At 61.3% G+C, this 11937-nt stretch carries 11 protein-coding genes; all 11 read left to right on the top strand.

Annotated features, from left to right (window positions below; genetic code table 11):
• Positions 1–59 precede the first annotated feature (59 nt).
• Complete coding sequence (locus HK44_RS16770; protein ID WP_019690341.1) at positions 60–1271, top strand: thiolase family protein; 1212 nt, start codon at positions 60–62, stop codon at positions 1269–1271.
• A gap of 5 nt (positions 1272–1276) precedes the next feature.
• Positions 1277–2224 carry an OB-fold domain-containing protein gene (locus tag HK44_RS16765; protein WP_024265010.1) on the top strand — a complete coding sequence of 316 codons (948 nt, stop codon included), beginning with the start codon at positions 1277–1279 and terminating at the stop codon, positions 2222–2224.
• Between the two features lie 195 nt (positions 2225–2419).
• A complete protein-coding gene (locus HK44_RS16760) occupies positions 2420–3310 on the top strand; it encodes a VOC family protein (protein ID WP_019690343.1) in 891 nt (296 codons plus the stop codon).
• Between the two features lie 11 nt (positions 3311–3321).
• Complete coding sequence (locus HK44_RS16755) at positions 3322–4197, top strand: CoA transferase subunit A (protein ID WP_019690344.1); 876 nt, start codon at positions 3322–3324, stop codon at positions 4195–4197.
• 12 nt (positions 4198–4209) lie between these two features.
• Positions 4210–5007: an acyl CoA--acetate/3-ketoacid CoA transferase subunit beta gene (locus HK44_RS16750; protein WP_019690345.1), complete on the top strand. Its 798-nt coding sequence runs from the start codon at positions 4210–4212 to the stop codon at positions 5005–5007.
• 15 nt (positions 5008–5022) lie between these two features.
• Entirely contained in the window at positions 5023–5934 is a 912-nt protein-coding gene (locus tag HK44_RS16745; protein WP_019690346.1) for an enoyl-CoA hydratase, read from the top strand.
• Positions 5931–7055, top strand: a complete 1125-nt coding sequence (locus HK44_RS16740; RefSeq protein WP_019690347.1) for an NAD(P)H-dependent flavin oxidoreductase — start codon at positions 5931–5933, stop codon at positions 7053–7055. The genes HK44_RS16745 and HK44_RS16740 overlap by 4 nt, the downstream gene beginning before the upstream one ends.
• 687 nt (positions 7056–7742) lie before the next feature.
• Positions 7743–8495 carry an enoyl-CoA hydratase family protein gene (locus HK44_RS16735; protein WP_019690349.1) on the top strand — a complete coding sequence of 251 codons (753 nt, stop codon included), beginning with the start codon at positions 7743–7745 and terminating at the stop codon, positions 8493–8495.
• A gap of 9 nt (positions 8496–8504) precedes the next feature.
• Positions 8505–9665 carry an acyl-CoA dehydrogenase family protein gene (locus HK44_RS16730; RefSeq protein WP_019690350.1) on the top strand — a complete coding sequence of 387 codons (1161 nt, stop codon included), beginning with the start codon at positions 8505–8507 and terminating at the stop codon, positions 9663–9665.
• A 9-nt stretch (positions 9666–9674) separates the two neighbouring features.
• On the top strand, positions 9675–10733 hold the full coding sequence (locus HK44_RS16725) for an acyl-CoA dehydrogenase family protein (protein ID WP_019690351.1): 1059 nt from the start codon (positions 9675–9677) through the stop codon (positions 10731–10733).
• A gap of 3 nt (positions 10734–10736) precedes the next feature.
• The gene (locus tag HK44_RS16720; RefSeq protein WP_019690352.1) at positions 10737–11888 is read left to right on the top strand and encodes an acetyl-CoA C-acetyltransferase; all 1152 of its coding nucleotides are present in this window, start codon (positions 10737–10739) and stop codon (positions 11886–11888) included.
• Positions 11889–11937: the final 49 nt, after the last annotated feature.

Below are 11937 nucleotides of genomic sequence, written 5' to 3'. Positions count from 1 at the left end.
CACGCATCGTTTTTTACACACAGATAAGCCGAAGCGCTTAGCCTTGGAGTGAGGTATTCATGGGTCTCAAAGGTCATGCGGCGATTATCGGTGCCGCTCAGTACAAACCGGAAAAGTATGCCACTGCACCGAGGATGTTCCACCTGGAGCAGGTCGCCGATCTGGCGGCCAAGGCCTTGCAGGATGCCGGCCTGCGCGCCGAGGACCTGGATGGGTTGGTGATCAATGGTCCGCAATTTCATGAAGCCTCGGTATTTGTCCCGGCCATGGCGGCGGAATACCTGGGCCTGCGACTCAATTTCGCCGAAGTTGTCGACCTGGGCGGCTGCACCTCGGTAGGGATGGTCTGGCGTGCCGCGGCCGCTATCGAACTGGGGCTTTGCCAGGCGGTGCTCTGCGTGCTGCCTGCACGGCTGGCGCCGATGGGGCCGGATGAAGACCCAAGCTGGATGGCCCGTGCCATGCGGTTTGGCGGCCACAGTACGGTCTTTGGTGCGCCCGAAGCCGAGTTCGACCTGCCTTACGGGCACATGGGCCAGAACACGGGCTATGCAATGATTGCTCAGCGTTATGCGGCGCAGTATGGCTACGATCCAAGGGCCCTGGCGAAGATTGCCGTGGACCAGCGCACCAATGCCCAGGCTAACCCGCAGGCGATGTTCTACGGCCAGCCGTTGACCATCGAGCAGGTGCTGGCGAGCAAGCGAGTGGCCGACCCGCTGCACGTGCTGGAAATTGTCATGCCGGTGGCCGGTGGTGCCGCCCTGATCATCGCGTCCAAAGAAGTCGCCGCACGGGCACGCAAACGTCCGGCGTTCATCACCGGTTTTGGCGAGCACCTGGCGTTCAAATCGCCGTCCTATGCCGCAGACATGCTCCAGACCCCGATTGGCCCGGCTTCACGCCGCGCCTTCGAAATGGCCGGGCTCAAGCCCGCCGATGTCGATGCGGCGCAAATCTACGACTGTTACACCATCACCGCTTTGCTGACACTTGAAGACGCCGGCTTCTGCGCCAAGGGCGAGGGCATGAGTTTCGTCCGCGAGCACGACCTGACCTGGCGCGGCGACTTCCCGATGAACACCCACGGTGGTCAGCTCAGCTTTGGTCAGGCCGGCTCGGCCGGTGGCATGTCCCAGGTGATCGAAGCGGTGACACAGATTGCCGGTGAGGCCGGCGAGCGTCAGCTTGAGCACTGCGACACCGTCTACGTTTCCGGTACCGGTGGCGTGATGAGTGAGCAGGGCGCGTTGATACTTCAGGGAGCATGAGCAACATGTCGAACAACAAACCAATGCCGGTCCCGACCGAAATTTCTGCACCGTTCTGGGACGGCCTCAACGCCGAACGTCTGCTCATTCAGCAGTGCAATGCATGCACTCACTGGGTCTTTTACCCACGTCGGCACTGCCCCAGCTGCCTGGCCCATGACCTGGCCTGGCGTGAAGTCAGTGGGGGGGCCTCGCTGTACAGCTACACCGTGACGCGGATCGCCACGCTGCCGGACTTCGTCGATGAAATGCCACAGCTGCTGGCTGTCATCGAGCTGGACGAGGGGGTGCGGATCAACAGCAACCTGGTCGGCCTCGACGAGTCTGAAATCAGCATCGGCATGCGCCTGCAACCGGTGTTTGCCGAGGTCGATGGCAAGGGCAATCGCCTGCTGCGGTTCACCGGGCTGGACAAGGACGCCGTGAGCCTGCAAACGCTCAGGTCAGTCGAGCAAGCGCCTGTCGAAGCGGCGACACCTGCCAGTGCTGTACGCCAGATCGCCTTCGACGACGAGGTAGCGCTGCAGTCGCTGGTCAGCGACGAGTTCAGCCCATGGAGCAATTCGCTGGTGGTCGATCAGGCTTTGATCGATGCGTTTGCCGAACTCTCCGGCGATGACTACTGGATTCATATCAACCCGGAACGTGCGCGCAAGGAGAGTCCCTTCGGCGGCACCATCGCCCATGGCGCACTGGTTCAGGTGCTGCAATCGCGGATGAAGCTGGCGCTGGGTTTCGAGATCACCGGTTTCACCAACATGCTCAATTACGGTTCGGACCGCTTGCGCTTCCCGGCGCCGGTGCCTGCGGGAGCCAAGATCCACGCCCGGGCCAGAGTCAAAAGCGTCGAGCGCCTCAAGCGCGGGACCCAGTTGACCCTGGAATTGAACACCCATGTGGTCGGTAACGAGCGACCGTCGGTGATCAACGATCTGGTGATTCTCTACATGTAAGCCCGTGGTCCAGTAGGAGCGGGCTTGCTCGCGATGGCAATCTCAAGGACGCCATCGCCGGCAAGCCGTGCTTCCTGCAAAGCCCGTGCAATCCCGTGCAGCGCCAGCCTTAGTCTCAACGGACGATGAGGCTCTGACCCAAGCTTCCCATACTGCTCATCAGCCAATGAACCCGGCGATTGAGGAGCAGCAAACATGATCGACATCCGTGGCTTGAGCTACTTCGTGGCAGAGAGCGAAGACCTCACGCGCTGGCAAGATTACGCCCAGGACGTGCTCGGCATGATGGTGGCCCCCGCCCCCGGCGGTGCTGTGTACGTGAAGATGGATGAGCGGCCGTTTCGCATGCTGATCGTGCCTGGCGCGCAATCGCGCTACCTGGCTTCTGGTTGGGAACTGCCCAGCGAGGGCGCGTTCAAGGCGGCGCTGAAGGTTTTGGAGCAGGCCGACGTCTGTTGGCAAACGGGCTCGGCAGAACAGTGTGATCAGCGCGGTGTTCAGGCGCTGGTGCAGATCAAGGACCCCTCGGGTAATTGCCACGAATTGAGTTGGGGTCATCGTTCCGATTGCCAGCCATTCGTTTCACCTCAGGGCGTGCCGGGTTTTGTGACCGGGGACATGGGGCTTGGGCACACGGTGCTGCCTGCGCCGAACTTCGACGCAACGCTGACCTTCGTCAAGGATGTGCTGGGCTTCGAACTGTCGGACATCTTCAACTTCCGGCCTGACCCGGCTGTCGAGCCGATTCGTATTCACTTCCTGCATTGCCGCAACAGCCGTCATCACAGCCTGGCCTTGGCCGAGTTCCCGGTGGCGTCGGGCTGCGTCCACGTGATGGTGGAAGTGGAGTCGATGACCGAGGTGGGGCGCGCCCATGACCGCCGGATCGCCCATGCCGTGCCGTTGTCGGCCACGCTGGGGCAGCACCTGAATGACCAGATGACTTCCTTTTACATGAAAACCCCGTCCGGATTCGATCTGGAGTACGGCTTCGGCGGTCTGCAGGTCGACTGGCAGGAGCACAGTGCGTTCGAGTTCACCCGTGTGAGTTTGTGGGGGCACGACTTTTCCGTCGGTCAGCAGTGAGGAGTAGACAGATGAACAAGCAAATGACAGCGGCGGATGTCGTCGCACAATTACAAAACGGTATGACCATCGGCTTCGGCGGTTGGGGGCCACGGCGCAAACCGATGGCCATCGTGCGCGAGATCCTGCGCTCCGATGTCAAGGACCTGACGGTGGTCGCTTACGGTGGCCCGGAGGTCGGCATGTTGTGTGCCGCCGGCAAGGTCAAGAAGCTGGTGTTCGGTTTTGCCACCCTCGATGCGATTCCGCTGGAAGCTTATTTTCGCCGGGCCCGTGAGGCCGGGGAGCTGGAGTTGATGGAGCTCGATGAAGGCATGCTGCAATGGGGCCTGCGTGCCGCAGGCATGCGCCTGCCGTTTCTGCCGACCCGCTGTGGCCTGGCCACCGATGTCAGCCGGCTCAACCCGGAAATACGCCAGGTGCAGTCACCCTATGCCGACGGTGAAGTGCTGTTGGCCATGCCAGCCCTGAACCTGGACATGGCCTTCTTGCACGTGAATGTCGCCGACCGCTTGGGCAATACCCTGATCACCGGCACCGATGCCTATTTCGACCATTTGTTCGCCCGCGCCGCCAAACAGTGTTTCGTTTCTTGCGAGCACATTGAAGAGCGCCTGAGCCTCGACGCCACCCAGGCTCGCTTCAACACTTTCGAGCGTTACCTAGTCAGCGGCGTAGTGCATGCCCCCTTTGGTGCGCACCCGACGTCTTGCCCCTCCGATTACGGCTGGGACATGGCTCATCTGAAGCGCTACAGCGCCAGTGCCAGTGAAGAGGGTGGTTGGCAAGCCTACCTCGACGAATTCGTGACACCCGGTGAAACGGCCTATCAGGCCAACAATGGCGGTGCCGAACGCTTGGGTTCATTGCCGCTGCCGGTGTTTTAAGGAGAATCGAACATGACTGATACCGTTAATTTCACCCTGGCCGAGCTGTTGATTGTCGCCGCGTCCGAAGCCTGGCGCGGCAATGGCGAGATCGTCGCCTCGGGCCTGGGCGTTATCCCGCGTCTGGGTGCGAGCCTGGCCAAGCTGACCCACAGCCCGGAACTGTTGATGACCGACAGCGAGGCGTTTTTGGTGGAGGAGCCGATCCCGCTCGGCCCGCGTGGCGATTACGTCCCGCGTTACTCCGGTTACCTGTCCTTTGAGCGGGTATTCGAATGTGTCTGGGGTGGCCGTCGTCACGCGATGATCGGGCCGACCCAGGTCGACCGTTTTGGCCAGACCAACCTGTCGTGCATCGGCGACTACCACAAACCCAAGGTGGCGATGCTCGGCGTGCGCGGTCTGCCGGGCAACAGCATTAATCACATCAACTCGTTTTTCATTCCGGCACATAACACCCGGGCCTTTGTTGCAGGCGAGGTGGACATGGTCTCCGGTGTTGGTTTCAACCCCGAGCGCTGGCAAGAGGGTATGAATCGCGAGTTGATGGATATCCGCCTGATTGTCACTGATCTGTGCGTGATGGATTTCGGTGGTCCGCAGCGGGCGGTGCAAGTGCGTTCGCTGCACCCCGGCGTGAGTTTTGATGAAGTGCAGGAGAAAACCGGATTCGCGCTGCTGCGTGCGCCCGATCTCAAGGAAACCGCGCATCCCACCGCTGAGCAACTGGCGGTGATTCGTCGACTTGATCCTCACGATTACCGTGCAGCGGCGCTCAAGGGCAACCCTGCGGGCATCCGTTCGGTCTGAAGGCAAGGAGTGAGTATGAGCAGCAGCGACAGTGAATTCGTCGAGCGTATCGACACATCGGTCTATGAAACCGAGGACCCGGTGCTTTATAGCGTGGCAGACGGTATCGCCACGTTGACCCTGAACCGACCCGGCGTGAACAACGCGCAAAACTCGCAGATGACCTATGCCCTGGATGCGGCCCTGCGTGAAGCGGTGAATGATGATGCGGTCAAGGTCATCGTGCTGCGCGGCAACGGCAAACACTTCTCGGCGGGCCACGATATCGGTACGCCTGGACGCGACATCAACAAGCCATTCGAACGTGCCCACCTGTGGTGGGATCACACCAACAAGCCCGGCGGTGAGTTCCTCTACGCTCGTGAGCAGGAAGTGTATCTGGGCATGTGTCGGCGCTGGCGCGAACTGCCCAAGCCGACGATTGCCATGGTCCATGGCGCGTGTATCGCCGGTGGGCTGATGCTGGCGTGGGTGTGCGACCTGATTGTCGCCAGTGACGATGCGTTCTTCCAGGACCCGGTGGTGCGCATGGGGATTCCGGGTGTCGAATACTTCGCTCACCCGTATGAACTGAACCCGCGCATCGCCAAGGAGTTTCTGTTTACCGGCGATCGTATGAGCGCCGAGCGGGCCTATCAGATGGGCATGGTCAATCGCCTGTTTGCCCGCGATGAACTCGAAGCCGGCACCTATGCCCTGGCAGCGGCTATCGCCAAACAGCCGCGTATGGGGCTGGCACTGACCAAGCAGGCGATCAACCACGTCGAGGATCTGCAAGGCAAGCGTTCAGCCATGGACGCGGTCTTTGCCTGGCACCACTTCGCTCACAGTCACAACGAGCTGTTATCGGGTGACAAACTGGGCGGCTACGATGCCAAAGCGATGGTGCAGGCCAACAAAAAGGCTGCCGGGGGAGAGGGCGTATGAAGCATTGGCTTGAAACGCCGCTGACCGCTGCCTTGGGTTGTCGCTATCCGATCGTACAGACCGCCATGGGCTGGGTCGCCGATGCGAATCTGGTGATTGCCAGCAGCCGCGCCGGAGCGTTCGGCTTTCTTGCCGGAGCGACCATTCCAGCGCAGCAACTGGAAGCTGAACTTCAACGGGTGATCGACGCAATCGGCAACAGCAACTTCGGTCTGAACTTTCATATGTTCCAGGAAAACGCCGCCCAGTGCGTTGACCTTGCGATCAAGTACCGTCTGCGTGCCGTCAGCTATGGGCGCGGTCCGGACAAAAGGACCATCGGCCGCTTCAAAGACGCGGGCGTGCTGTGTATTCCCACCGTCGGTGCGCTCAAGCATGCGCTCAAGGCTGTCGAGCTGGGAGCCGACATGATCACCATTCAGGGCGGTGAGGGCGGCGGCCATACCGGCGGTGTGCCGAGCACCATTTTGCTGCCCCAGGTGCTGGATGCGGTGAAGGTGCCGGTGATTGCTGCCGGCGGCTATTCCACGGGGCGCGGGTTGGCGGGTGCGCTCGCCAGCGGCGCGGCAGGTATTGCCATGGGCACACGCTTTTTGATGACCCATGAATCGCCGACGCCTGCGGCCACACTCAAACACTATTTGACGGTCACCGACCCGCAGCAGATCCGCGTGACCACGGCGGTCGACGGCATGCGTCACCGAATGATCGAAAATGCCTTCATCAACCGCCTCGAACACGCCGGTTCATTGGGTCGTTTGCGGATTGCCCTGCGCAGTGCCTGGCAGTGGAAACAGCAGACCGGTATGAGCCTGGGCCATATGCTCAGCGTGTTCGTCCAGGCCGTGCGTGAAGATCCGGGCGCAGTCTCGCAGACGGTGATGGCGGCCAACCAGCCGGTCTTGTTGCAGCGCTCAATGGTCGACGGTTTCCCCGACGAGGGGATCCTGCCGAGTGGTCAAGTGGCGGCCGCGATCAGTGAACTCAAAAGCTGTGAACAGTTGATAGACGAAATTGTCAATGACGCCGAACGCAGCCTGCGCGCAGTCCTGATGCGCTCGGCAACGCTGTCTATCGATGCTGGACCGTTGCCCTTGATGACGTCCCCACTGCCCACGTGAAGAACGGAGGCACCCATAACCGGGGTGCACTTCAACAGCGACATATTGTAGCGCTCTGATGGGCAAGACCACGCCCATACGGACGCCACCTTAGTCCCAATCACATCCTTCGAGTGCATTGCGGCCCGTCACCCGACCGGGGCGGGTAAAGGAGCGTCGAGCTGTGTATTGATGGCGGCCAGTTCGTCATGAGTATCTGCCGCTGCCGACAGGTCATGGTCTACGGCTGTAGTCGATCAAGTGAAATGGGTGGCATAGCGCACGTTGCTGGAAGGGTGTTGCAGGTGTCCACCGCGACAAGTCGAGGGGCCTTGGGGAGTGATAGCAAGCCCAGGGACAGCGCACTGCTGATGAGTATAAAAGCCAGCATTGGTTTTGTTTTTATTATCATGGCGACCTCAAAGTCTGTACAGATTCAATGATCGTTATTCGCAGGAGTGGGGAAAGTTGGCCCACTCCCATTGCGTCACAATAAGTAAAGCGTTTGAAACTACATCGTCCGAACGGACTACTTCCCCCGCCCGACCTGTGAAACAAGGAACATTTTTTGTCCAGGACAGGCCCTGCTGATCAGCTCGGCACCTGTTTAGTCCCAACGGACGATGAGGCTCCAGCCTGCGCTTCTCATACTGAATTCCAGCCAATGAATTCGACCCTTGACGTGGCCATCGCCATCCGGGAGCAAACGTGAGCAGCGCATTTCACACCAACATCGAGGCGGGTATCGCGGAACTGGTAATCGACAAGCCACCGGTCAATGCCCTCGACAGCCAGCAGTGGATGGACCTGGCCACGTGTATCGACGCGCTGGGGGCCAACCCTGAAGTACGGGTCATCGTGATCCGTGCCGAAGGCCGTGGTTTCTGTGCGGGTGTCGATATCAAGGAGCTGGACACCCACCCGGAGCGCATCGTCGCGGTCAACGCCGGTAACTACGCCACGTTCAAGGCGGTGCACCGCAACCCGGTGCCCGTCATCGTCGCCGTGCACGGCTTCGTGCTGGGCGGCGGTATTGGTATCACCGGGGCAGCGGACATCGTGGTCGCTTCCGATTGCGCGACCTTTGCCTTGCCCGAAGTCGACCGGGGCGCCATGGGCGGGGGCGCGCACCTGCAGCGTTTGTTCCCGGTGCAGAAGGTTCGCTACCTGTTCTTTACCGGCGACAAGATCGGCGCGCCCGAGGCCCTGCAATACGGTTTCATCGAGCGCGTGGTGTCGCGTGAGCGGCTGCGTGAAACCGCGCTGGAAATCGCCGGGAAGATCGCCGCGAAAAGTCCGCCAATGATTCGTATCGCCAAAGAGGCGTTGAACGGCATTGAGGACGGCAACCTGGAAGACAAATACCGCTGGGAGCAGGGTTTTACCTTGCAGGCTTACACCTCGCCAGACTCGGCCGAGACCCGTCGGGCTTTCGTCGAAAAACGTGAAGCGAAGTTCTGAGGACCGATCATGGAACTTGCCTATACCCCGAAACAGAAGGCTTTCCGTCAGGAAGTCCGCACCTGGCTGGCCGCCAACCTGCCCGCCGAGCCGCTGGCCAGTTATGACACCCGTGAGGGTTTCGAACAGCACCGGCAATGGGAGGCGAAGTTGTTCGACAGCCGCCTGTCCATGGTCATGTGGCCAACCGAGTTGGGCGGGCGTGGTTGTGATCTGATCGAGTGGCTGATTTTCGAAGAAGAATATTACGGTGCCGGCGCGCCGATGCGGGTCAATCAGAACGGCCAGCTGTTGCTCGGACCGACGCTGATGGAATTTGGCACCGAGGCGCAGAAAAAACGCTTCCTGCCACGCATGGCCGCCAGCACCGACATGTGGGCACAAGGCTGGTCCGAACCAAATGCAGGGTCCGACATGGCTGCGATCAGCAGCAAGGCTATTCGCGACGGTGATTGCTATGTACTCAACGGCCAGAAAACCTGGTCGACTCGGGCCACTTTCGCCGACTGGTTGTTCGGTCTGTTTCGCAGCGATCCGAGCTCTTCACGGCATCACGGTCTGTCGTTTTTGATGGTGCCGCTGGATACACCGGGCGTGACAATTCGCCCGATCAAGGCACTCAACGGCAAGGATGCCTTTGCCGAAGTGTTTTTCGATGACGTGCGGGTGCCGGTGGAAAACCGCATTGGCGATGAAGGCCAGGGTTGGCACGTGGCAATGGCCACCGCCGGCTTCGAGCGCGGATTGCTGTTGCGTTCGCCGGCGCGCTTCCAGTACACGGCGCGCAAGCTGGTTGAGCTGTACAAGGCCAACCAGACCAGCGCTGACCGCGACCCGACCATTCGCGAGGCAGTCTCGCAGGCCTGGATGGGGGCTGAAGCCTATGCCTTGTCCGCTTATCACACCGTCGGCCGGCTGAGCCGTGGTGCGCAAATTGGTGCCGAATCGAGCACCAACAAAATCATCTGGTCGGAACTCGACCTGAGCATGCACGAAACCGCCATGCGGATTCTCGGTACGCGAGGCGAATTGCTCTGCGATGCCCCCGATGCCGACACCAACGGTTGGCTGGAAGGCTTCCTGTTTGCCCAGGCCGGTCCGATCTACGCCGGAACCAACGAGATCCAGCGCAACATCATCGCCGAGCGGATGCTCGGCCTGCCGAAGTGAGGGCGGGTTATGGACTTTACCTTTACCGATGACCATCTGACCTTCCGTGAAGCCATCAGCCGTTTCCTGATGACCGAGGCTGCGCCGGAGATGCTCCGCGAAATCTGGGAGACCGATGCCGGTCGCTCGCCGGACTTGCGCAACAAAATCGCCGAACAGGGCCTGACCGGGCTGTCGGTGCCGGAAGAGTTCGGTGGCCTGGGCATGGATGACGTGGCCTGGGCGTTGATGACTCAAGAGCTGGGTTACTACGCGATTCCCGACTCGCTGGCCGACACCGCTTATGTTGCCAGTGCCTTGATCGCCGCGTTGCCGGCACAAACAGCGGCCCGTGGGGAGTGGCTGGAACGGGTGGTGGAGGGCAGCATTCGCATCGCCATCGGGCACCCGGTCAATCCGCTGGTAGCCGATGCCAATGTTGCCGAGTTGCTGCTGCTCGCCCATGGCGACGAAGTGCATGCGGTGCCGCGGGCACAGTTCGATGTACAGGCTAATCCGAGTATCGATGCTTCGCGGCGTCTGGGCCGGGTCAGCTGGCAGCCGAGCGCCGCAACCCTGGTGTGCAGCGGCGAACAAGGCCGGGCCTTGTGGGCCGATGTGCTCAACCGTGGAGCCTTGTCGGTGGCCGGGCAGTTGCTTGGGTTGGCCCAGCGCATGCTCGACCTGACGGTCGACTACGCCGCCCAGCGCAAGCAGTTCGGCAAGCCGATTGGAAGCTTTCAGGCGGTCAAGCATCACTTGGCGGATGTCGCGACCAAGCTCGAATTTGCCAAGCCGGCGCTGTATCGCGCGGCTTATGCGCTGGCCAACAACGAAGCGAACGCCGGGGTCTGGGTGTCCCACGCGCGGCTGGCCTGCTGCGAAGCCAGCTGGCTGGCGGCGCGCCACGGCATCCAGGTACACGGGGCGATGGGTTACACCTGGGAAGTCGACCTGCAGATGTTCATGAAGCGTGCCTGGTCCCTGGACGCTACCTGGGGCGACCGCGCCTTCCACAAATCCCGTGTTGCCGAGTACGTACTTGGCGATGCCGTCCGGCTTGGGCCGGGCCATACCTTCGAGGAGTGACGCATGCCTGAAGCCTATATCGTCGACGCACTGCGCAGCCCGACCGGCAAGCGCAAGGGCGGGTTGTCCCATGTTCATGCGATCGACCTCGGCGCCCATGCACTCAAGGCGTTGGTGCAGCGCAACCTGATCCCGGACGATGAGTACGATGACGTGATCTTTGGTTGCGTCGACACCATCGGCTCCCAGGCAGGGGACATTGCCCGCACCAGTTGGCTGGCCGCGGGGCTGGCGCTGAATGTGCCGGGCACCACTATTGACCGGCAATGTGGTTCATCCCAGCAGGCGGTGCACTTTGCGGCCCAGGCAGTGATGAGCGGGACCCAGGATGTGATCGCCGTGGGCGGTGTGCAGACCATGACCCGGATTCCGATTTCCTCGGCCATGCTGGCCGGCCAGGCGCTGGGGTTCCCGGATCCGTTTTCCGGAAGTCGCGGCTGGAAAGCACGCTTCGGCGAGCAGTCGGTCAATCAGTTTTATGCCGCACAACGAATCGCTGATCACTGGAACATCAGCCGCGCACAGATGGAGATTTTCGCTCTGGAAAGCCACCGTCGCGCGCTGGAGGCTATCAGCAGCGGGCGCTTCGCTCAGGAGATCGTGCCCTGCGAAGGCGTGTGGGACGACGAAACCCCGCGGGTGACCAGCCTGGCGAAGATGGCCGAGCTGGAGCCGGTTTCCGCTGAGTTTCCGTCGGTCACTGCGGCTGTATCGAGCCAGACCTGCGACGCCTCGGCGGCCCTGTTAATCGTCTCCGAAGCCGCCCTCAAGCGTTACAACCTGACCCCGCGAGCGCGCATTCATCACCTTTCGGTGCTCGGTGACGATCCGATCTGGCACCTCACCGCGCCGATCGCCGCGACCCGGGCAGCGTTGAAAAAGACTGGCCTGAGCATGAATGACATCGACCGGGTAGAGATCAACGAAGCCTTCGCCTCGGTGGTCATGGCCTGGGCCAAGGAGCTCGATTACGACCCGGCGAAAACCAACGTCAACGGTGGTGCGATTGCGCTGGGTCATCCGCTGGGCGCCACGGGCGCCCGGTTGATGACCAGCCTGTTGCACCAGCTGGAGCAAAGCGGCGGCCGCTATGGTTTGCAAACCATGTGTGAAGGCGGCGGCCAAGCCAACGTGACCATTATCGAGCGCCTGTAACCCAGCGCGTTTATCGCCGCGCGCCATGGGGTTCGCGGTGCCACCGAAC

It is taken from the genome of Pseudomonas fluorescens HK44 (assembly GCF_000217955.3).
GTDB classification, from domain to species: domain Bacteria; phylum Pseudomonadota; class Gammaproteobacteria; order Pseudomonadales; family Pseudomonadaceae; genus Aquipseudomonas; species Aquipseudomonas fluorescens_AQ.
This window is presented reverse-complemented; position numbering and strand designations above follow the sequence as displayed.